At 67.3% G+C, this 20,491-nt stretch carries 17 protein-coding genes and 1 rRNA gene; 12 read left to right on the forward strand and 6 right to left on the reverse strand.

All coding sequences use genetic code 11. From position 1 onward, the window contains the following. The first annotated feature begins 243 nt into the window (after window positions 1–243). The 11 genes from rrf to K4G53_RS20075 all read left to right on the forward strand — a co-directional run bounded on the left by rrf (window position 244) and on the right by K4G53_RS20075 (window position 11,568). Window positions 244–360, forward strand: a 5S ribosomal RNA gene (gene rrf, locus K4G53_RS20025). 375 nt (window positions 361–735) lie between these two features. Then, window positions 736–2,583, forward strand: a complete 1,848-nt coding sequence (locus K4G53_RS20030) for a hypothetical protein (protein WP_221387445.1) — start codon at window positions 736–738, stop codon at window positions 2,581–2,583. Window positions 2,584–2,589: 6 nt separating this feature from the next. Beyond that, window positions 2,590–3,579: an HAD-IIA family hydrolase gene (locus K4G53_RS20035; RefSeq protein WP_221387446.1), complete on the forward strand. Its 990-nt coding sequence runs from the start codon at window positions 2,590–2,592 to the stop codon at window positions 3,577–3,579. 9 nt (window positions 3,580–3,588) lie between these two features. Then, window positions 3,589–3,840, forward strand: coding sequence for a hypothetical protein (locus K4G53_RS20040; RefSeq protein ID WP_221387447.1), 252 nt, complete (start codon window positions 3,589–3,591; stop codon window positions 3,838–3,840). Beyond that, window positions 3,840–4,655 (forward strand): TlyA family RNA methyltransferase, encoded by an 816-nt coding sequence (locus K4G53_RS20045; protein ID WP_221387448.1) that lies wholly within the window; start codon window positions 3,840–3,842, stop codon window positions 4,653–4,655. The genes K4G53_RS20040 and K4G53_RS20045 overlap by 1 nt, the downstream gene beginning before the upstream one ends. Window positions 4,656–4,668: 13 nt before the next feature. After that, complete coding sequence (locus K4G53_RS20050) at window positions 4,669–5,694, forward strand: NAD kinase (protein WP_221387449.1); 1,026 nt, start codon at window positions 4,669–4,671, stop codon at window positions 5,692–5,694. A gap of 4 nt (window positions 5,695–5,698) precedes the next feature. Beyond that, complete coding sequence (recN, locus tag K4G53_RS20055) at window positions 5,699–7,438, forward strand: DNA repair protein RecN (RefSeq protein WP_221387450.1); 1,740 nt, start codon at window positions 5,699–5,701, stop codon at window positions 7,436–7,438. A 115-nt stretch (window positions 7,439–7,553) separates the two neighbouring features. Further along, on the forward strand, window positions 7,554–9,341 hold the full coding sequence (locus tag K4G53_RS20060) for a CTP synthase (RefSeq protein WP_221387451.1): 1,788 nt from the start codon (window positions 7,554–7,556) through the stop codon (window positions 9,339–9,341). 25 nt (window positions 9,342–9,366) lie between these two features. Next, complete coding sequence (locus K4G53_RS20065) at window positions 9,367–10,026, forward strand: NUDIX hydrolase (RefSeq protein WP_221387452.1); 660 nt, start codon at window positions 9,367–9,369, stop codon at window positions 10,024–10,026. Next, window positions 10,026–11,063, forward strand: coding sequence for a site-specific tyrosine recombinase XerD (gene xerD / locus K4G53_RS20070; protein ID WP_221387453.1), 1,038 nt, complete (start codon window positions 10,026–10,028; stop codon window positions 11,061–11,063). Before K4G53_RS20065 ends, xerD begins: the two co-directional genes overlap by 1 nt. Before the next feature lie 22 nt (window positions 11,064–11,085). Further along, entirely contained in the window at window positions 11,086–11,568 is a 483-nt protein-coding gene (locus K4G53_RS20075; protein ID WP_221387454.1) for an 8-oxo-dGTP diphosphatase, read from the forward strand. Window positions 11,569–11,707: 139 nt separating this feature from the next. Here K4G53_RS20075 and K4G53_RS20080 read toward each other — a convergent pair whose 3' ends face one another. From K4G53_RS20080 to K4G53_RS20095, 4 genes are all read right to left on the reverse strand, one after another. Beyond that, entirely contained in the window at window positions 11,708–12,847 is a 1,140-nt protein-coding gene (locus K4G53_RS20080; RefSeq protein ID WP_221387455.1) for a bifunctional 2-methylcitrate synthase/citrate synthase, read from the reverse strand. Between the two features lie 62 nt (window positions 12,848–12,909). After that, window positions 12,910–13,812 (reverse strand): methylisocitrate lyase, encoded by a 903-nt coding sequence (gene prpB / locus K4G53_RS20085; RefSeq protein ID WP_221387456.1) that lies wholly within the window; start codon window positions 13,810–13,812, stop codon window positions 12,910–12,912. Continuing rightward, window positions 13,812–15,332 (reverse strand): MmgE/PrpD family protein, encoded by a 1,521-nt coding sequence (locus K4G53_RS20090; RefSeq protein ID WP_221387457.1) that lies wholly within the window; start codon window positions 15,330–15,332, stop codon window positions 13,812–13,814. Before K4G53_RS20090 ends, prpB begins: the two co-directional genes overlap by 1 nt. Beyond that, window positions 15,325–15,984 (reverse strand): GntR family transcriptional regulator, encoded by a 660-nt coding sequence (locus K4G53_RS20095; RefSeq protein WP_221387458.1) that lies wholly within the window; start codon window positions 15,982–15,984, stop codon window positions 15,325–15,327. The genes K4G53_RS20090 and K4G53_RS20095 overlap by 8 nt, the downstream gene beginning before the upstream one ends. A gap of 172 nt (window positions 15,985–16,156) precedes the next feature. On the opposite strand from K4G53_RS20095, the gene K4G53_RS20100 reads away from it, so the two are divergent. Continuing rightward, complete coding sequence (locus K4G53_RS20100; protein ID WP_221387459.1) at window positions 16,157–18,061, forward strand: propionyl-CoA synthetase; 1,905 nt, start codon at window positions 16,157–16,159, stop codon at window positions 18,059–18,061. Between the two features lie 33 nt (window positions 18,062–18,094). On the opposite strand, the gene K4G53_RS20105 is transcribed toward K4G53_RS20100, so the two are convergent. Both K4G53_RS20105 and K4G53_RS20110 read right to left on the reverse strand, forming a co-directional pair. Next, window positions 18,095–18,808: a response regulator gene (locus K4G53_RS20105; protein WP_221387460.1), complete on the reverse strand. Its 714-nt coding sequence runs from the start codon at window positions 18,806–18,808 to the stop codon at window positions 18,095–18,097. Further along, window positions 18,805–20,439: a sensor histidine kinase gene (locus tag K4G53_RS20110; RefSeq protein ID WP_221387461.1), complete on the reverse strand. Its 1,635-nt coding sequence runs from the start codon at window positions 20,437–20,439 to the stop codon at window positions 18,805–18,807. Before K4G53_RS20110 ends, K4G53_RS20105 begins: the two co-directional genes overlap by 4 nt. Between the last annotated feature and the right edge of the window lie 52 nt (window positions 20,440–20,491).

Raw genomic sequence — 20,491 nt, forward strand, 5'->3', positions numbered from 1 at the left:
TGGAAGCGAGGACTAACGACTCGTGAAGCTGACCGGTACTAATAGGCCAACAACTTACACCACACAGAAACATACAAACTCTGCTTGCGTCCACTATGTGGTTCCCAACCAACAACCCCAACACCGGGTTGCACAGCCAGGAACCAACAATTGAATAACACCACTACCTGCCCCCAATCGGGCAGGGATGTTGTAACCACACAGTCTTCCCACCCCCCTGCAAGGGGGGACGGGTACAAGGGTTACGGCGGTCATAGCGTGGGGGAAACGCCCGGTCCCATTCCGAACCCGGAAGCTAAGACCCACAGCGCCGATGGTACTGCACCCGGGAGGGTGTGGGAGAGTAGGACACCGCCGGACACACACCACATGGTCGAGGCCCCAACCACACGGTTGGGGCCTCCCACATTTAAAACACCACCCACCACCCACCCCACCAAACACCACCACTTCCCGACACCCTTCCCGGCAACCCGCTGGCAGGCGGCCTGATAACGCGTCCCCGGGGAAGCGGCAGGACGTGATGGCGCGTTGGGGGAACCTGGCCTGGGGGACGTTTTGTGAAGATGGCCACGATGCCGTCGTCCGGGCCCGCGGTGTCCCGGCGGATTTTGCGGCTCCACTAGAATTGATGAAGATGTACGGGCTTCCCAGCGCTTGATGTGGGGTCGCGTAGCAAACGAAACGAGCGGCTGCCTTTGCGCCAGTGGTCGGCTCACAACAGGAGGAATCCATATGGCCGAGCACAACGGCGGCAACCGCGGCAACGACCGTGGCGCCTTCCGGGGCAACAACAACTCCGGCGGGGACCCACGCGGTTTCCGTTCACGCGGGGACCGGGACGGCAACTACTCCTCCCGAGGCTCTGGCAGCGGCGGTGAGCGTAAGCCGTTCGGTGATCGTGATCGGAAGCCGTTTGGTGACCGTCCGCGCCGTGATGGCGAAGGTGAGCGTAAGCAGTTCGGTGACCGCGACCGCGCGCCCTATGGCGATCGGGACCGCAAGCCCTATGGCGACCGTCCGCGCCGTGATGGTGAAGGTGACCGCCGCGGTTTTGGCGGTGGTGAGCGTAAGCAGTTCGGTGACCGCGACCGCGCGCCCTATGGCGACCGCGACCGCAAGCCGTTCGGTGACCGTGACAAAAAGCCCTTTGGTGACCGTCCGCGCCGTGATGGTGAAGGTGAGCGCCGCGGTTTTGGCGGTGGTGAGCGTAAGCAGTTCGGTGACCGCGACCGCAAGCCCTTTGGTGACCGCGACCGTGCGCCCTATGGTGACCGCGACCGCAAGCCCTTTGGTGATCGCGACAAAAAGCCCTTTGGTGATCGTCCGCGCCGCGAGGGGGATGAGCGCCGCAGTTTCGGTGATCGTGACCGCAAGCCGTTTGGCGACCGTCCCCGCCGTGAAGGGGAAGGTGAGCGCCGCGGTTTTGCCGGCGGGAACCGCAAGCCCTTCGGCGACCGCCAGGACCGTGGACCCCGCAGTTTCGAGGGAGGCCCGTCCCGCGGTGGATCTCCCCGCGGCGAGTCCGGTCCGCGCAGCTTTGGCCGCGGCCAGGAGGAACGTCCGGCCCGTGTACCCAATGCTGCCGACCTGCGCAGCGCCAACCGCCCGGACCGCGAACGCTCGCCGGAAATCGACGAGGACGTCACAGGCAAGGAGCTTGACCGCGCCACCCAGCACCAGATCAAGACCCTCGAGGCCAAGAGCGCAGAGTGGGTGGCCCGCCACCTGGTGATGGCCGGACGGCTCATCGACGACGAACCCGAGCTCGCCTTCCAGCACGCGCTGGCTGCCAGCCGCCGTGGCGGCCGGCTTGCCGCCGTCCGCGAGGCCGTCGGACTGACTGCCTACGCGGCTGGCCACTACGGCGAAGCGCTCCGTGAGTTCCGCACCTTCCGCCGTATCAGCGGTTCCAACGTGCACCTCCCTGTCATGGCGGACTGCGAGCGTGGCCTCGGACGGCCCGACCGTGCACTCGATGTTGCCCGCTCGGAAGAGGCCCAGGACCTCGATGCACCCGGCAAGGTGGAGCTTGCCATGGTGGCCGCGGGGGCCCGCACGGACCTCGGCCAGCTGGACGCCGCCGTGGCGGAACTCGAAATCCCGCAGCTGGACATCAACCGCGCGTTCTCATACAGCCCGCGCCTGTTCCGTGCCTACGCCGACGCGCTCAAGGCCGCAGGCCGTGAAGCCGAGGCTGAGAAGTGGAGCCGGCAGGCAGTGGTAGCCGAGAACGCCCTGGGACAGGGTGTGGACGAGGAACCTGAAATCATCGACCTTGGCTGGGACGAGGAAGAAGAGGCCCGCGAAGAGGCCGAACGCCGCAGGATGCTGGAGCGCGCGTCCAAGGCCTCCGCGGCAGGGGCTTCCGAAGCACCTGCCGCCGAAGCGCCTGCCGCCGAAGCAACCCGTGCCACCGAAGCGAAGGCTGCCCAGGACAGCAACCTCGATGACCAGGACGCCGACTACTTCGTCTCCGATGATGCAGAATCGGACGAGGACTCGGTGGGAGACGACGAGCTTGAATCCCAGCTGGATGAAGAGTCCACTACGGGCAACGGCCAGGACACCAGGGAAGACTGACAACGGATGAGTGAAGTTTCCCTGGTATCGCGCTTCGACGCGCTCCTCGCGGACCTGGACGGCGTGGTTTACGCCGGCCCGCACGCCATCCCCGGAGCAATTGAGTCGCTCACGCAGCTTTCAGGGTTGGGCATCGGGCTGGGTTATGTAACGAACAACGCCTCCCGGTCGCCGGCAGAAGTTGCTGCCCATCTCCGCGAGCTGGGCGCGCCGGCAGAGGACAACCAGGTGGTGAGCTCCTCGCAGGCAGCGGCGGACCTGCTGGCCTCGCTGTTGGCTCCCGGCTCCAGGATCCTCATCACCGGCAGCCCGGCTCTTGCCCGGGAAATCGAGTTGGTGGGCCTGGTGCCGGTGGGCAGCCAGGACGAGGAGCCCGTGGCCGTGGTCCAGGGGTTCAACCCGGCCATCGGCTGGAAGGACCTTGCCGAAGCCACCTACGTGGTCAACGCCGGTGCGCTCTGGGTAGCCACCAACACGGACATGTCCATCCCGCAGGCACGCGGGATCGCCCCGGGCAACGGCACCCTTGTGGCCGCCGTGGCTGCGGCCACCGGCCAGCAGCCCAGGGTGGCAGGCAAGCCCGAGGCCCCGCTCTTCCACTCAGCCGCCAAGCGTCTCGGCGCCGAGCGGCCCTTGGTGGTTGGCGACCGCCTGGACACTGACATCCTGGGCGGCAACAACGCCGGCTTTGCCACCGTCGCCGTCCTGACCGGCGTCGACACGCGCGAGACCATCCTGGCGGCCCGGGCTGCAGAACGTCCGGACTACATCATCGGCTCGCTGACCGACCTGCACCGCCCCTACCCGGACGTGACGCACGACGACGGCACGTACACCTGCGGCAACGCGACGGCACGGGTGGCCAACGGAGCTGTGGGCGTCATTGGCAGCAGGGACGACTTGGATTCCTGGCGGGCGGCCTGCGCTGCGTGGTGGGCAGCCACCCCCGGCGCCGCAACGGCAAAAGCGCCCAAACTGGCCTGGCTGGATCACTAGACTGGTCGGATGACTGAGCTGAGCACCGACGACGGACCTGCGGCTGTCCAGCCCTCCCCGGACTGGCCTGCCAGCCAAAAGGAAGTAGCGGACCCCTTGGTGCAGCGCGCGCTGGACCACCTGGAGACACTGCCGCAGGCCCCGGCGTCGGAGCACGAAGCGGTGTACAACATGCTCCACGACGAACTGCTGGCAGCCCTCAACGAGGACCCCGCCGGCAGCGGTCCCGAAGCAGATCACCCCACGGGCGGTGCAGGCTGATGGCAGTGCGCCTCGACCAGGCACTGGTTGCCCGCGGGCTGGCGCGGTCACGCACGCACGCGGCCTCGCTGATCGCCGACGGCAAGGTCAGCTCCGGCGGCCAGGTCCTCGCCAAGGCGTCCCTTCAGGTTGATGACTCGAGGGATCTCGCCGTGGAACATGATGACCGGGACACCTACGCCAGCCGTGCAGGGCACAAGCTGGCCGGTGCCCTCGACGCCTTCCCCGAGGTCTCGGCCCACGGCAAAAGGTGCCTCGACGCAGGTGCCTCCACCGGGGGTTTCACCGACGTCCTCCTGCGCCGCGGCGCGGCACACGTGGTGGCGGTCGACGTCGGGCACGGCCAGCTGGTGCCGCACCTGCGCGAGGATGCCCGCGTGGAGGTCCACGAGGGCATGAACGTCCGGTACATGGCTCCGGAGGACATCGGCGGCCCGGCCGCCCTGACCGTCGCCGACCTGTCCTTCATCTCCCTCACCCTGGTGGTGCAGCCGCTGGCGCACTGCACCGAACCCGGCGGCGACCTGGTCCTGATGGTCAAGCCGCAGTTCGAAATCGGCAAGGACCGCCTGGGCCGCACCGGCGTGGTCACCTCGGAACGGGAACGCCGGATGGCCGTGGAGAAAGTCGCCGCGGCAGCGCTCAACGCCGGGCTGGACCTGTGCGGACTGGCGGTGAGTCCGCTGCCGGGCCAGGACGGAAACGTCGAATACTTCCTGTGGATAAGACGCAGGATCAGCAAAGACTTGCCTAAGATCGAAGAGCGGGAGGCAGCAGTGGCTGCCTTGCTCGGACAAATCTTGCCGAAACACTAGAGAGCGGAACCTGATGAGCAGGCGTGTACTGGTCCTCGCCCACACTGGCCGCGAGGAGTCCTTGAAGGCCGCCTGGGAAGCCTGCGCCCTGCTGCATGGATCAGGAATGGTCCCTGTGATGCAGGAATCCGAGCTGGCGGACATGGAACGGTTCTTCGGGCACCTCGCCCAGCCGGTGGAGGTGCTGCACGACCATGTCCAGCTTCCCGACGTCGAACTCGTCATGGTCCTCGGCGGTGACGGCACCATTCTCCGGGCCGCAGAGCTGGTCCGCGAGGTGGACGTCCCGCTGCTGGGCGTCAACCTCGGCCACGTCGGATTCCTTGCCGAAAGCGAGCGGGCCGACCTCGCCCAGACCGTCGAATGGGTGGCGAGCCGCGAGTACACGGTGGAAGAACGCATGACCATCGACGTCCAGGTATGGGTCCGCGGCCAGAAAATCTGGCACACCTGGGCACTGAACGAGGCCGCCATCGAGAAGGCCAACCGGGAGCGGATGCTCGAAGTGGTCACCGAAGTGGACGAACGCCCACTGACCTCCTTCGGCTCTGACGGCATCGTGCTGGCCACCCCCACAGGGTCAACCGCCTACGCCTTCTCCGCCGGCGGCCCCGTGGTGTGGCCCGAGGTGGAAGCCCTGGTGATCGTGCCGATCAGCGCCCACGCGCTCTTTGCCAAACCGCTGGTCGTCTCACCCCGCTCAAAGCTGGCCGTGGAGGTCCTGGGCCGGACCGATGCCCAGGGGGTGCTCTGGTGCGACGGCAGGCGCTCCGTGGACCTGCCGCCCGGCGCGCGCGTCGAAGTCACTAAATCGGCCAACCCCGTGCGCCTCGCGAGGACCCACCAGACCCCGTTCTCCGCCCGCCTGGTCCGCAAGTTCCAGCTCCCCATCCATGGCTGGCGCGGGCCGGTGCCCAAGTCCGATGCCATCCACACCGGTCCCATCCCCATCGTGCGGACACCCCGGCCCATGCCCCCGCTGCAGGTTCCGCAGCCGGGAAACCCCGATCCCGATCCCGATCCCTCGACTGCAAAGTGAAGTCATGCTTGAAGAACTGAGAATCCGCGATCTTGGCGTCATTACCGACGCGACGCTCCCGCTGGGGCCGGGCCTGAGCGTGGTGACCGGTGAAACCGGTGCCGGCAAGACCATGGTGGTTACCGCCGTCGGCCTGCTGCTCGGTGCCCGCTCTGACGCCGGCGCGGTGCGGAGCGGGGCGAAGAGTGCCACCGCGGAGGCCGTGCTCAAGCTCGACGCCGGACATCCCGCCGTCGCCCGTGCCCTGGACGCCGGCGCCGAGGCAGAGGAGTTCGACGGCGGCGCGGAGCTGATCCTCGCCCGGCGCCTGGGCGCCGACGGCCGGAGCCGTGCCTTCCTGGGCGGGCGCGCCGCCCCCGTGGGCGTCCTCGCCGAGATCGGCGAATCCCTGGTGGTGGTCCACGGCCAGTCGGACCAGATCCGGCTCAAGGGGGCGGCCGCCCAGCGCGGAGCCCTGGACAAGTTCGCCGGCGAAACCCTGGCCGGCCCGCTGGCCGCCTACCAGGACCTCTTCAGCCACTGGAAGTCCAGCCAGGCGGAACTGGACACCCTGCGCAGCGCGGCACGGGACAGGCTCCGCGAAGCCGAATCCCTCGAAGCAGCCCTCGCCGAGATCGACGCGGTGGACCCGCAGCCGGGGGAGGACGAGCTGCTGAAGGCCGAAGCCGTGAAGCTCGCCAACGTCGAGGAACTGAGGATCGCCGCCAGCACGGCGCACCAGGCGCTGATCGCGGAGGACTTCGGCGAAGCGGGCGACGCCACCACCATGGTGGACACCGCGAAGCGCACTCTGGAGCATGTGGCCGAACACGATGCCGAGCTGGGTTCCGCCGCTGCGCGGCTGGCAGAAGTCGGCTTCCTGCTCAATGACATCGCCACCGACCTGGCGAGCTACCAGGCGGGGCTGGACACCGAAGGCCCGGAACGCCTCGCCGAAATCGAGGACCGCCGGGCGGCCCTGGCCAAACTTGTACGCAAGTACGCTCCCACCATCGACGAAGTGCTGGTGTGGGCGGAAACCGCCCGGGTCCGCTACGACGAACTGCAGGACGATTCCTCGCGGATCGAGGCGCTGGACGCCGAGGTGGAGCGCGCCGCGGCCGAACTGACCAAGCAGGCGGCCGCCATCAGTAAGATCCGGGCCAAGGCAGCGAAGGACCTGTCCGCCCGCGTGAGTGCCGAACTGAAGGCCCTGGCGATGTCGGACGCCACGCTGGTCATCAACATCGAGCCGGCCGGCCAGCTGGGACCGCACGGTGCCGACGAGATCTCCTTCCTGCTGCAGCCGCACTCCGGCGCGCCGGCCCGGCCCCTGGGCAAGGGCGCGTCCGGCGGTGAACTCTCCCGCGTCATGCTCGCCATCGAGGTGGTGCTGGCAGCCGTGGATCCCGTCCCCACCTTCGTCTTCGATGAGGTGGACGCGGGCGTTGGCGGCCGCGCCGCCGTCGAGATCGGCCGCCGCCTGGCCATGCTGGCCCGCCACGTCCAGGTCCTGGTGGTCACGCACCTGCCGCAGGTGGCTGCCTTTGCGGACCAGCACATCACCGTCACCAAGACATCCGTCCGGGGAGCCGACGGCGGCACCGCCACCGGGTTTACGTCCAGTGATGTTCGCCTCCTGGACGGGGCGGAACGCGTCCGCGAACTGGCCCGCATGCTGGCCGGGCAGGAGGACTCGGAGTCGGCGCAGGCGCACGCCCAGGAACTGCTGGATGACGCGAAACTCCTGCCACAGCGGGCCTGAAGGGCGAAAGCCGGAAGGCCCAAGGCGGGGAATACCCCTTGAATAAACAGGCCGTGGACCAGCAGACTGGAACGCTTGGGAACCCGTCCCTCCCGATCCGTGGAAGGCTCAATTGATGATAGGCTCGAATTCCGTGGTGCAGCGATCAAATTCCCGTGTAAATTCCCGGTTCCCGGGTTCCTCCAAGACGACCAAGCACATCTTCGTCACCGGCGGTGTGGCGTCCTCGCTCGGAAAGGGGCTGACGGCTTCCAGCCTCGGCCACCTGCTGCGGGCACGCGGCCTGTCAGTAACCATGCAGAAGCTCGATCCCTACCTGAACGTGGATCCGGGCACGATGAACCCCTTCCAGCACGGCGAGGTCTTCGTCACCGACGACGGCGCCGAGACGGACCTGGACATCGGGCACTACGAGCGCTTCCTCGACGAGAACCTCGAGGGCTCCGCGAACGTGACCACCGGCCAGGTGTACTCCACGGTCATTGCCAAGGAACGCCGCGGCGAGTACCTCGGCGACACTGTGCAGGTCATCCCGCACATCACCGACGAGATCAAGCGCCGCATGCGCCTGCCTGCCGAGGGCAAGAACGCCCCGGATGTCATCATCACCGAAATCGGCGGCACCGTGGGCGACATCGAGTCCCAGCCGTTCCTCGAATCCGCGCGCCAGGTCCGCCAGGACATCGGCCGGAACAACGTCTTCTTCCTGCACGTCTCGCTCGTTCCGTACATCGGCCCGTCCCAGGAACTGAAGACCAAGCCCACGCAGCACTCCGTGGCTGCGCTGCGCTCCATCGGCATCCAGCCCGAGGCGATCGTGATCCGCTCGGACCGCGAAGTGCCCGATGCCATGCGCGAGAAGATCGGCCGCATGTGCGACGTCGACATCGACGCCGTCGTTAACGCCGCGGACGCCCCGAGCATTTACGACATCCCCAAGACGCTGCACAGCCAGGGCCTGGACTCCTACATCGTCCGTGCACTCGACCTGCCCTTCAAGGATGTCGACTGGACCAGCTGGGACCGGCTTCTGGAAGCGGTCCACAACCCCAAGCACCACGTCGAGATTGCCCTGGTGGGCAAGTACATCGACCTGCCGGACGCCTACCTTTCGGTCACCGAAGCGCTGCGCGCCGGCGGCTTCGCCAACGAGGCAAAGGTCAAGATCCGCTGGGTCCCGTCCGATGAATGCGAGACCCGGGAAGGTGCCATCAAGGCGCTCGACGGCGTGGACGCCATCTGCGTGCCGGGCGGCTTCGGCATCCGCGGGCTTGAAGGCAAGCTGGGCGCCCTGAAATTCGCCCGCGAAACCAAGCTGCCTGTCCTGGGACTCTGCCTTGGCCTGCAGTGCATGGTGATCGAATACGCCCGCAACGTGGTGGGCCTGGAGGGCGCCTCCTCCAGCGAGTTCGAGCCCGACTCCAAGTACCCCGTGATCGCCACCATGGAGGAGCAGCTGGAGTTCGTTGAAGGCCGCGGGGACCTGGGCGGCACCATGCGCCTGGGCCTCTACGAAGCCAAGCTCGATGAGGGCTCCGTCATCGCCGGTACCTACGGCAAGACCACCGTCAGCGAACGCCACCGGCACCGCTACGAGGTCAACAACAAGTACCGCCAGCAGATCACGGACAAGGGCCTGGTCTTCTCCGGCACCTCCCCGGACGGCAAGCTGGTGGAGTTCGTGGAGCTGCCTGCCGACGTCCACCCGTACTACGTTGCCACCCAGGCCCACCCCGAGCTGAGCTCCCGGCCCACGCGTCCGCACCCGCTGTTCGCGGGCCTGGTCAAGGCGGCGCTGGACCACCAGGAAGCCGCTCAGCGGACCGCAGCCCAGGGCGTTGCCGACACGGCAGTGCCCGCGGCTGGCGAGCCCGCAGCATCGGGTAGCGTTGCCGCTAAGTAGTCAATAGAACAAAAAGGACGGCGCTATGCCTGGTACACACGAAGCCACCCCTGCCAAACAGGTTTCGGATGCACCAAGCCCGCGCCGTCTTTTGTCTACCGAGAAGGTGTACCAGGGCCGGATCTGGGACGTGGTGAGCGATACGTTCCAGCTCTCCGACTCGGGCGACGCCCTGACCCGGGACTACATCGACCATCCCGGGGCGGTGGCAGTGCTGCCCATGAACGACGAGGACCAGATCCTCCTCCTGAAGCAGTACCGGCATCCGGTGGGCATGGACCTTTGGGAGGTCCCGGCAGGCCTGCTCGACGTCGAAGGCGAAGATTTCGTGGTGGGGGCTGCCCGAGAGCTGGCTGAGGAAGCAGACCTTGCGGCAGGTACGTGGAACGTGCTGGCCGACGTCTTCAACTCCCCGGGCTCCTCCAGCGAAGCCATCCGGATCTACCTTGCCCGCGACCTTACCGAAGTACCGCACCACGAACGGCACGAACGTACGGACGAAGAAGCCGAAATCGAGTTCCACTGGATCAGCCTGGACGACGCCGTGGCCTCGGTCCTGGCCGGCCGCCTGCACAACCCGTCCGCCGTCGTCGGAATCCTCGCCGCCGCCGCCGCCCGCGCAGGCAACTATGAAGGCCTCCGCCCCGCGGACGCCCCCTGGCCCGCACGCCCCAGCCAGCGCTGATGGTCAGTGCTTCGGTGAGCGCCGGTCCCTCGGCTGAAGCGGTACCTGCGGTCGAACCTGTTCCGAACGCGGTAGCTGCCGGAGCCGCCCCGCCGGACATTCCTGCCGCCATCGACCGCGGCATCACGGACTACCTGCAGCACATGGGTGTGGAACGCGGATTGGCAGCCAACACCCTGGCGGCCTACCGGCGGGACCTGGCACGCTATGCACGCTACCTGGCCCGGGCCGGGTGCCAGCGTCCGGAGGATGTCACCCGCCACCACGTCACCGGGTACGTACGGGCCCTTGCGGATGGATCCGACGGCGGCTCGGCGCTCGGGGTGCGGTCGGCAGCAAGGACGGTGGTGGCGGTCCGCGGGCTGCACAAGTTCTGGGCGCTGGAAGCGTACACGCCGGCCGATCCGGCAAGCGACGTGCATCCCCCGATGGCCGGCAAGCGGCTGCCGAAGGCCATCACCGTCGACGAGGTCACCCGGATCCTCGAGGCCGCGGGAACGGATACAGCCACGGGGCTGCGGGACCGCGCCCTGCTCGAATTCCTTTACTCCACCGGTGCCAGGATCAGCGAGGCCGTGGGGCTGGACGTTGACGACATCTCCCTGGCAGAGCCGGACGCCGGGCCCGCGATTGTCCGGCTGTTCGGCAAAGGATCCAAGGAACGGCTGGTGCCGCTGGGCTCCTACGGCGCACGTGCGCTGGACGCCTACCTGGTGCGCGGCCGGCCCCTGCTCGCCGCCAAGGGCAAGGGGACGCCGGCACTGTTCCTCAACGCCCGGGGTGGCAGGATCAGCCGGCAGAGTGCCTGGACCATCCTGAAGGCGGCCGCTGAGAAGGCCAACATCACCCGCGATGTTTCACCCCACACTCTTCGGCATTCGTTCGCCACGCACCTGCTCGAAGGCGGTGCGGACGTCCGGGTGGTACAGGAACTGCTGGGCCATGCGTCCGTGACCACCACCCAGGTGTACACGCTGGTCACTGCCGACACCCTCCGCGAGATCTATGCCGCGGCGCATCCCCGGGCGCTGGGATGACCGGCCGGTTGGGGGTTCTGGAATGAGCGCCGCTGCCGTGACCCTGTGCTTCCTTCTGCGGGAGGGGGAGAACGGGGCCGAAGTGCTGCTGGGACTGAAGCAGACAGGCTTCGGCAAGGGCAAGATCGTGGGCATCGGTGGCCACGTGGAGCCGGGGGAGAGCGACGCCGAGGCCGTCATCCGGGAAGTGCTGGAAGAGACCGCGGTGGTGCTCCGCCAGGAGGACCTGGCCGACGCCGGCACTGTTCGCTTCGTTTTTCCCGCCAGGCCGGAATGGAACATGGCCACCCGGCTCTTCACGGCCCGGACCTGGAACGGCGAACCAACGGCAAGCGATGAGATCCTGCCCGAATGGTTCAGCGTCAGTTCACTGCCGGTGGACCGGATGTGGCAGGACGCCGACCATTGGCTTCCCGTGGTGCTTGAAGGGGGCAGGGTCAACGTCGTGGTCACGATGCACACGGACAACGAATCCGTGGCATCCTCGGAAAGCCTCCTGGACTGAGCAAAGCCTCCTGGACTAACCCATGCCTCCTGGGGGCTGGGCAAGCCTCCCGGGCTGACGGTTAAAAGGCCGACGGCGGCCGGGCACCAAAGTGCCGGACCGCCGTCGTACGTCCCTTGGTTGCTTCCCGGCAGGGACGCTAAGCCAGGTGGCGCTCCTCGTGCCCGTTGTATTCGCTCAGGGGCCTGATCAGCGAGTTGGAGTCCAGCTGCTCCATGATGTGCGCGGTCCAGCCGGTGATGCGGCTGGCCACGAACAGGGGAGTGAAGGTCTGCGTGTCGAAGCCCATCAGGTGGTACGTCGGCCCGGCGGGATAGTCGAGGTTCGGCTTGATCGCCTTCGCCTCATCCATGGCCGTCTCCAGCCCTTGGTAGAGGCCCAGGATTTCCGGCCGGCCGTAGTGCGCGATCATCTTGTCCAGGGCGGCCTTCATGGTGGGCACGCGGGAGTCGCCGTGCTTGTAGACGCGGTGGCCGAAGCCCATGACCTTCTTCTTCTGCGCCAGGGCGTTTTCCATCCAGGCCTTCGCCCGGGCCGCGGCCTCTTCGAGGGACTCCTCCTGCCGGATGCCGATCTCGTCGAAGGTGTGCATGACGGCCTCGTTGGCGCCGCCGTGCAGCGGGCCTTTAAGTGCTCCGATCGCTCCGGTGACTGCGGAGTGCAGGTCCGAGAGAGTGGACGTGATGACCCGGGCCGTGAAGGTGGAGGCGTTGAAGGAGTGCTCTGCGTACAGGATCATGGAGACGTTGAAGGCCTCCACCACCTCCGGCACCTGCTCCTCGCCGAAGGTCATCCACAGGAAGTTTGCCGAGTAGCCCAGGTCATCCCGGGGTTCCACGACGTCCTGCCCGTGGCGGCGGCGCTGGTCATAGGAAACGACGGCAGGCATCGCCGCGAACAGGTCCACGGCCTTCGCCATGTTCGCTTCCCGCGAGGAGTCCTCGGCCAACGGGTGCCGCGCCCCCATCACGGAAGCCGCGGTCCGGCACACGTCCATCGGGTGCGACGTTGTGGGCAGGGCGTCGATGACCTGTTTGACCACCGGGTCCAGGGCACGCCCGGCCCGTTCCCGCGCGGTGAATTCGGCCAGCTGCTCCTGGGTGGGCAGTTCGCCGTTCCAGAGCAGGTACGCCACTTCCTCGAAACTGCAGCGGGCGGCCAGTTCCTGGACGGGGTAGCCACGGTAGAGCAGCGAGTTCGTGTCCGGGTTGACCTTGGAAACCGCGGTGTAGTCCACCACGACGCCGGCAAGGCCCTTTTTGATCTCATTTTCAGCCACGCTGAAACTCCTTTGTTCCTCAAGCCAGTTGTCCGGCAGCTGCCGGCATTCCGGTGGTTGGTTTAGGTGCCGGGGATCTGGAAATTGAAGACCCCGGTGTCAAAGCGGTTGTAGGCCTCATAGTCAACGAGGTCGTAGAGCCGGGCACGGGTCAGCATGCTTGGAACCTGTGCCTCCTGAGTGCCGTCGGATTTGATCGATTCCAGAGTACGCTCAGCGGCACCCATGGCACTACGGAGCAGGGTGACCGGGTAGATGACCATGTTGACGCCGACGCCCGCCAGCTCGTCCACGGTGAACAGCGCGCTCTTGCCGAACTCGGTCATGTTGGCCAGGACCGGCACGTCGACGGCGTCGCGGATCGCCTTGAACTCGCTGAGGTCCTTCATGGCTTCAGGGAAGATCGCGTCCGCGCCGGCTTCGACGAGGGCCTTTGCACGCTGCTGGGCCGCCTCGAGCCCGTCGGTGGCACGGATGTCGGTCCGGGCCATGATCAGGAAGTTGGGGTCCCTCCGGGCGTCGGCGGCGGCGCGGATCCGCTTGGTGGCGGTGTCCAGGTCCACCACGTTCTTCCCGTCCAGGTGGCCGCAGCGCTTGGGGTTGAACTGGTCCTCGATGTGGCAGCCGGCCAGGCCGGCGTTTTCAAGCTCCTGGACGGTGCGGGCCACGTTCATCGGCTCGCCGAAGCCGGTGTCGGCGTCGACGATGGCGGGCAGGTCCGTCATGCGGGCGATCTGCCCGGCGCGGGTGGCGACCTCGGTGAGCGTGGTCAGGCCGATGTCCGGCAGGCCGAGGTCGTTGGCGAGGACGGCGCCGGAAATGTAGACCCCGGCGAAGCCCTTTTCCTCGATCAGCCGGGCAGAGAGCGGGTTGAACGCGCCCGGGAACTGCTGGATGGTCCCGGAGGACAACAGTTCCCGGAACCGGATCCGCTTCTGCTCCGGCGTGGTCTTCGAGTACAGCATCAGAAGAGTCCCTTCGGTGCCGCGGCCAGGTCGATGACACCCGGGGCCGCGGTGATGTTCAGCTGGTCCAGCTCCCCGGCGGCGAGCTGTGGGAGGCGTTCGACGGCGGCGAGGAACCGTTCGATTTCCGCCTCCTCAACGAGGCCCGCGGCGAGGGTGCGGAACTTGTTCACATACTGCTCGCGGGCGAAGGGCCGGGCGCCGAGCGGGTGGGCGTCGGCGACGGCGATCTGGTCGGTGATGACGGTGCCGTCCTTGAGCGTGATCTCGACGGAGCCGCCGAAGGCCTTCTCGGCGATATCGAGCGAGTGGTAGCGGCGCGTCCACTCGGGGTCTTCCACGGTACTCACCTTGTGCCACAGCTCCACGGTGTCCGGGCGGGCAGCGCGTTGCGGGGCGTAGGAGTCCACGTGGTGCCAGGCGCCGTCCTGCAGGGCGACGGTGAAGATGTAGGGGATGGAGTGGTCCAGCGTTTCCCGGGACGCGGTGGGGCTGTACTTCTGGGGATCGTTGGCGCCGGAGCCGATCACGTAGTGCGTGTGGTGGCTGGTCCTGATCAGCACGGATTCCACGTTGGCCGGGTCCGTGACCTCCGGGTGCTCGCGGTGCAACTTGCGGGCCAGGTCGATCCAGGCCTGCGCCTGGTACTCGGCGGAGTGCTCCTTGGTGTAGGTGTCCAGGATGGCCCGCTTGGCTTCCCCGGGCGTCGGCAGCGGGACCACGTAGGACGCGTCCGGGCCGTCCAGCATCCACGCGATGACGCCGTCCTCGCCCTCATAGATCGGCACCGGCGAGGTCTGGCCGCGCATGGCCCGGTCGGCGGATTCGACGGCCATCTTGCCGGCGAAGGCCGGGGCATGAGCCTTCCAGGTGGAGATCTCGCCCTTGCGGGACTGCCGGGTGGCCGTGGTGGTGTGCAGTGCCTGCCCCACGGACTGGAAGATGGTTTCGACGTCCAGGCCCAGCAGGGTGCCGATGCCGGCGGCCGCGGAGGGGCCCAGGTGTGCCACGTGGTCGATCTTGTGCTTGTGCAGGCAGATGGCCTTGACCAGGTTCACCTGGATCTCGTAGCCGGTGGCGATGCCGCGGACCAGGTCCCTGCCGCTGGAGCCCACGTGCTGGGCGACCGCGAGGATCGGCGGGATGTTGTCCCCAGGGTGGGAGTAGTCGGCCGCGAGGAAGGTGTCGTGGTAATCGAGTTCCCGGACCGCCACGCCGTTGGCCCAGGCCGCCCATTCCGGTGCCACGCGCTCCTCGATGCCGAACACCTTGGAGCCCTTACCGCCGGTGCTGGGGCCATGGGTAAGCGCCTGTGCCCGGGCCGCGACGATCGGTGCGCGGTTCAGGGAAGCGATGGCCACCGAAGCATTGTCGATCACGCGGTTGATCACCATGTCGGTGACCTCATTGGACACCTCCACGGGGTCGGCGGCGACCTGGGCGATCTTGTAGGCAAGCTGGTCCTCGCGGGCCAGGTTTTCCTCGCTCTTGTAGACGCGGACGTGGTGTTCCTTAACCATGGTGCTCCTTCTGGTGCGGTACGTGGGTTGCTTTGACGTGGGAAAGGCTGCGGTGCAGGTGGATGGTGGTCGCGGCCTCGGCGAGCTTCGGGTTGCCGGCCGCGATCGCCTCGGCGATGGCAGCGTGCTCGGCGGCCGCGGCGGTCAGGCGGCCGGCGTCGTCGGCTGCCAGCCGGCGGACCCGGACCAGGTGCACGCGCAGGCTGCGCATGGCCTGGGCCAGGTAGGAGTTGGAGATGGCGGCGTCGATGGCCGTATCCAGCCGGCCCACCAGTTCGTAATAGTCATGCAGCGCCGGGTTCGGCCCCCGGACCAGCTCCGGAGCCTCGAGCAGCTCGCGCTGCAGCTGCTCGAACGTCGCGCGGTCACCCCGTTCGGCAGCAAGCGCTGCGGCCTTGCCTTCCAGGGTTCCGCGCAGTTCGAACAGTTCGTCGATGTCCTCAAGGGAAATATCGGTGACGACGACGCCGCGACCTCCCGCCGCCGCCGTCAGGCCTTCCGCCGTGAGCCGGCTCAGCGCCTCCCGGAGCGGAGTGCGCGAGACACCCAGGCGTGCGGACTGTTCCACCTCGGCCAGGACGGTCCCCGGCGCCAGGCGCCACTCGATGATGTCGTCCCGCAGGGCAACGTAGGCTCTGTCGCTGGCCCGCATCACTGGCTCCTTCCTCATTGACTCCATCAGTGTATACAAGCAGGAGCGAAAAGCCAGAGGTTTCGCGCCTTCTTCCATCACGAAGCGCATCTATGTATACAAAGGCCTTGTGCGGCGTGGATCCCCGGCGCTACCATGAGCTGCATCACAACGCCGTGGATGGGATAACTTGATGGTCACCAGCAGCTACCGGGACACCTACCAGCGCAGTGTGGAGCAGCCGGAGGAGTTCTGGCTCGAGGCCGCCGGACAGATCGACTGGAGCACACCGCCGGTGAAGGCGCTGGACGCCAGCCGGGCCCCGCTGTTCCGCTGGTTTCCCGGCGGCGTGCTGAATACCTGCCACAACGCCCTCGACCGGCACGTGGCGGAAGGCCGTGGCCAGCAGGACGCCTTGATCTACGACTCTGCCATGCTGGGCGTCCAGCAACGCTTCAGCTACGCCGAGCTCACCGACCTCGCCGCCCGCTTCGCCGGGGTGCTGCGCAGCAACGGTGTGGGCAAGGGCGACCGTGTGGTGATCTACATGCCCATGATTCCCGAGGCCGCCATCGCCATGCTGGCGACCGCCCGGCTGGGAGCGGTCCATTCGGTCGTGTTCGGAGGTTTCGCGCCAAAGGAGCTCGCTGCCCGGATCCGGGACGCGGGTCCGGCGGTGGTAGTCACCGCGTCCGGCGGCATCGAACCCAGCCGCCGGATCGAGTACCTGCCATCCGTCGCTGAAGCCCTCGAACTGGCCGATGTGCCGGAGACCCCGGTTCTGGTCAAGGCACGCGAGGGTTTTGCGGCCACGACAGCCGACTACCCGGGCTGGCTGGACTGGGATATCCAGATGGGCCGGGCGGAGCCTGTGGCTCCGGTCGACGTCGAGGCCACCGACCCTCTCTACATCCTTTACACCTCCGGAACCACCGGTTCACCCAAGGGCGTGGTGCGGGACAATGGGGGACACGCCGTCGCCCTCCGTTGGACGCTGGAGAATATCTACGACGTCGGCCCCGGCGACGTGATGTGGACGGCCTCCGACGTCGGCTGGGTGGTGGGGCACTCGTACATCGTCTACGGTCCGCTGCTTGCGGGCGCCACCACCGTGCTGTACGAGGGCAAGCCGGTGGGGACACCGGACGCCGGTGCGTTCTGGCGCGTCATCCAGGACCACCGGGTCAACGTGCTGTTCACGGCCCCGACGGCGCTGCGGGCCATCCGCAAGGCGGATCCGGAAGCGGAACTTCTGAAAGGGTACGACGTCAGCAGCCTTCGTACGCTTTTCGCCGCAGGCGAGCGGCTGGACAGCGATACCTTCCAGTGGGCCTCCCGGATCCTGGACGTGCCCGTCGTGGACCATTGGTGGCAGACCGAAACCGGCTGGGCGATCTGTGCCAATCCGCGCGGCCTGGAGCAGCTGCCGATCAAGGCGGGGTCGCCGAGTGTTCCGATGCCCGGCTTCAAGCTCCAGATCCTTGACGGCGCGGGGGAGGAAGTCGAACCCGGGACGGAGGGCAACATCGTCCTGGGGCTCCCGTTGCCGCCGGGAACACTGGCCACCCTGTGGCGGAACGACGAGCGCTATGTTTCGTCCTACCTGCAGGCTTTCGATGGCTGCTACGCCACGGGAGATTCCGGTTACCGCGACGGGGACGGCTACGTGTTCGTCATGGGCCGCACCGATGACATCATCAACGTCGCCGGCCACCGGCTCTCCACCGGCGCCATGGAACAGGTCATCGGCCAGCACCCTGCGGTGGCGGAATGCGCCGTCATCGGCCTCGCGGACCCGCTCAAGGGCCAGCGCCCCAGTGGCTACGTGGTGCTTAAGTCTGGGGTGGACGTTCCGGAGGATGTCCTGGCCAAGGACCTGGTGGCCCTGGTTCGGCGCGACATCGGTGCCGTGGCGGACTTCAAGCACGTGACGGTGGTGGATGCCCTGCCCAAGACCCGCTCCGGGAAGATCCTGCGAAAGACCATGCGCCAGATAGCGGACGGCGAGGAGTACACGGTGCCCTCCACCATCGAAGACCCGGGGGTCATCGACCAGCTGATCGGCACCCTGCGGGTGGGCAGGGAACAAACCGGCTGAGGGCGCTGCCGGCGCGTTGGGACACCCAGTTCCTCAGCGGCCGCTCCAACGGTATTCGTTCTCGGGCCGGCCGGGGGTGCCGTAACGCGCCGTCCTGGATACCGTCCCGGCGTCGGCGAGGTACTCAAGGTAGCGCCGTGCCGTGACGCGGGACATCCCCAGGGCGTCCATGACTTCGGTGGCCGATACGGCTTCCGGCTGACGGCGGAGGAAATCCTGGACGGAACCCAGGGTGGACGTTGACAGCCCCTTGGGCAGGGGCAGCTCGGACGGCGCCCGAAGGCTTGCGAACGCCTGGTCCACCTCGCTCTGGGAGGCGCCGCCCTTGCCGGCGCCTCCCCCCGAACCGGCCAGCTGCCGGCGGAACTGCCGGTAGCTCTCCAGCTTGTCCGAGAAGGTAGCGAAGGTGAACGGTTTGATCAGGTACTGGACCACGCCGATCGCCACCGCGCTGCGGACAATGGCCAGTTCGCGGACGGCCGTGATGGCGATGATGTCGGCCAGGATCCCCGCGGAACGCATCCGTCGGGCGATGTCCAGGCCGTGGAGGTCGGGAAGGTTCATGTCCAGCAGGACCAGGTCCACCGGTTGGCCGGCGGCCACGAATTCGTTCAGCAACCGCAGCGCTGACTGCCCGTCCGGTGCTGTTCCGGCGAGCTCGAACCCTTCCAGCCGCTCCACATAGGCTGCATGGGCTGCCGAGGCGATGGCCTCGTCCTCGACGACGAGGACCCTGATGTTGCTCACTGTCTCTGCTCCTTTGCCGGGGGCGCCGCTGCCGGCAGGAAGACTTCGAACTTGGCGCCGCGCTGCCCGTTGATGGCCAGCGTACCGCCCAGCCGGCTGACAGCCTGCCGGACCAGGGCGAGGCCGATGCCCCGGCCGCCCATACCTGCGGGCTTCGTGCTGTAGCCGTGCCGGAACATTTGGTCCACAGCCGCGGCGTCGATTGCCGGGCCGGAGTCGTTGACAGCGATGTCCAGCCCCTCTTCGTCGGATTCGACGGTCAGGTCCACCCGCCGCGGCGGTGCCCCATCGGCGGCAGCGTCGATGGCGTTGTCCAGCAGGTTGCCCAGGATGGTCACCAGGTCCTGCACGGCAACACCGGGAGCCGCGCCCGAACCCAGGGTGGACACCTCCAGCTGTACGCCACGCTCGTGCGCCTCGGCCACCTTGCCCATGACCAGCGCACCCAGCACGGGTTCGTCGATGGAGCTCACCATGTCATCGGTCAGCCGCTGGCTCAGGGCCAGGTCCTGGGTGGCGAAGTCCAGGGCTTCCGCCGTCCGGCCGAGTTCCAGGAGCGAAACCATGGTGTGCAGCCGGTTGGCATGTTCATGGGTCTGGGCCCGCAGCGCGTCGGAAAGGGTCCGCATGGTCTGCAGCTCGTTGCCGAGGGCCTCAATTTCCGTCCTGTCACGCAGCGTTGCCACGGTTCCGTAGACAGGGATCTTCCCGCGTGCGCCAGGGGACTTCGGACCCCTGGCTGGCCCTTGGTTCACCACCAGGACCCGGGAGCCGGTCAGGACTATCTCATCCTTGGTGCTTCGTCCCGAATCGAACAGGCTGCGCAGTTCGCTGTCCAGGGGAAGGTCTGCCAGCGATGGAGGCCGCGTAGGATCGTTGCTGCCGGTTTCGGGCAAGCCCAGCAGCTCGGCGGCCTGGTCGTTGTACATCACCACGCGCTTCCTGGCATCGATCAGGATCAGGCCCTCGCGGACCGAGTGCAGGACGGATTCGTAGTAGGCGAACAGCTGCGCCAACTGTTCCGGCCCCCAGCCCCGGGTGACTCCGCTCAGGTACCGGCCCAGCAGCCAGGACGCCAGGGATCCGCCAACCAGCAGCGCGACGCCGAGGGCAAGCAGGGCGGGCAGGCGTCCGGCGAGGGCGACGTCGACGTTTCGGACGGTAACACCCGCAGCCACCAGCGCCTTCACCGTTCCCGCGGAATCCTTGACGGGGACGATGGTCCGCACTGAAGGGCCGAGCGTGCCGGCCGTGACTTCCGTGAAGGACCGTCCCTGCAGGGCGGCGTCGATGGAGCCGATGTACGGCCGGCCAAGCTCCTCGTCCTTGGGATGCGTCCAGCGGGTCCGGTCCGGAGCCATGATGGTGATGAAGTCAACATGCGCGGCAGCTGTCACGTCCCTGGCATAGGGCTGCAGGAGGGCGGACGGATCCTGTGTCGCTGCCGCCTGGAGCACCAGGGGATTGGCCGCGATGGACGCTGCCACCCCTTCCATGCGGCGGCCTTCCTCATCGTAGGTGCGGTCCTTCGCATCCACGTAGGCGGCGGTACCCACGATGGCGATGAAGGAAATGACGATCAGCAGGTTTGCCAGGAAGAGCCGGCGCGCGATACTCCAGCGGTGGATCATGCGTACCTCCAGCCTCTTCCCGGCCTGTGCGCCGCGACCAATATGAACGCAA

Source organism: Arthrobacter sp. MAHUQ-56, from assembly GCF_019710585.1.
GTDB lineage: Bacteria > Actinomycetota > Actinomycetes > Actinomycetales > Micrococcaceae > Arthrobacter.

Bases quoted from the DNA above. Each gene is read 5' to 3' on its own strand.
- K4G53_RS20030 (WP_221387445.1), top strand. From the start codon at position 736: ATGGCCGAGCACAACGGCGGCAACCGCGGCAACGACCGTGGCGCCTTC.
- K4G53_RS20035 (WP_221387446.1), top strand. From the start codon at position 2,590: ATGAGTGAAGTTTCCCTGGTATCGCGCTTCGACGCGCTCCTCGCGGAC.
- K4G53_RS20040 (WP_221387447.1), top strand. From the start codon at position 3,589: ATGACTGAGCTGAGCACCGACGACGGACCTGCGGCTGTCCAGCCCTCC.
- K4G53_RS20045 (WP_221387448.1), top strand. From the start codon at position 3,840: ATGGCAGTGCGCCTCGACCAGGCACTGGTTGCCCGCGGGCTGGCGCGG.
- K4G53_RS20050 (WP_221387449.1), top strand. From the start codon at position 4,669: ATGAGCAGGCGTGTACTGGTCCTCGCCCACACTGGCCGCGAGGAGTCC.
- recN (WP_221387450.1), top strand. From the start codon at position 5,699: ATGCTTGAAGAACTGAGAATCCGCGATCTTGGCGTCATTACCGACGCG.
- K4G53_RS20060 (WP_221387451.1), top strand. From the start codon at position 7,554: ATGATAGGCTCGAATTCCGTGGTGCAGCGATCAAATTCCCGTGTAAAT.
- K4G53_RS20065 (WP_221387452.1), top strand. From the start codon at position 9,367: ATGCCTGGTACACACGAAGCCACCCCTGCCAAACAGGTTTCGGATGCA.
- xerD (WP_221387453.1), top strand. From the start codon at position 10,026: ATGGTCAGTGCTTCGGTGAGCGCCGGTCCCTCGGCTGAAGCGGTACCT.
- K4G53_RS20075 (WP_221387454.1), top strand. From the start codon at position 11,086: ATGAGCGCCGCTGCCGTGACCCTGTGCTTCCTTCTGCGGGAGGGGGAG.
- prpB (WP_221387456.1), bottom strand. From the start codon at position 13,812: ATGCTGTACTCGAAGACCACGCCGGAGCAGAAGCGGATCCGGTTCCGG.
- K4G53_RS20090 (WP_221387457.1), bottom strand. From the start codon at position 15,332: ATGGTTAAGGAACACCACGTCCGCGTCTACAAGAGCGAGGAAAACCTG.
- K4G53_RS20095 (WP_221387458.1), bottom strand. From the start codon at position 15,984: ATGCGGGCCAGCGACAGAGCCTACGTTGCCCTGCGGGACGACATCATC.
- K4G53_RS20100 (WP_221387459.1), top strand. From the start codon at position 16,157: ATGGTCACCAGCAGCTACCGGGACACCTACCAGCGCAGTGTGGAGCAG.
- K4G53_RS20110 (WP_221387461.1), bottom strand. From the start codon at position 20,439: ATGATCCACCGCTGGAGTATCGCGCGCCGGCTCTTCCTGGCAAACCTG.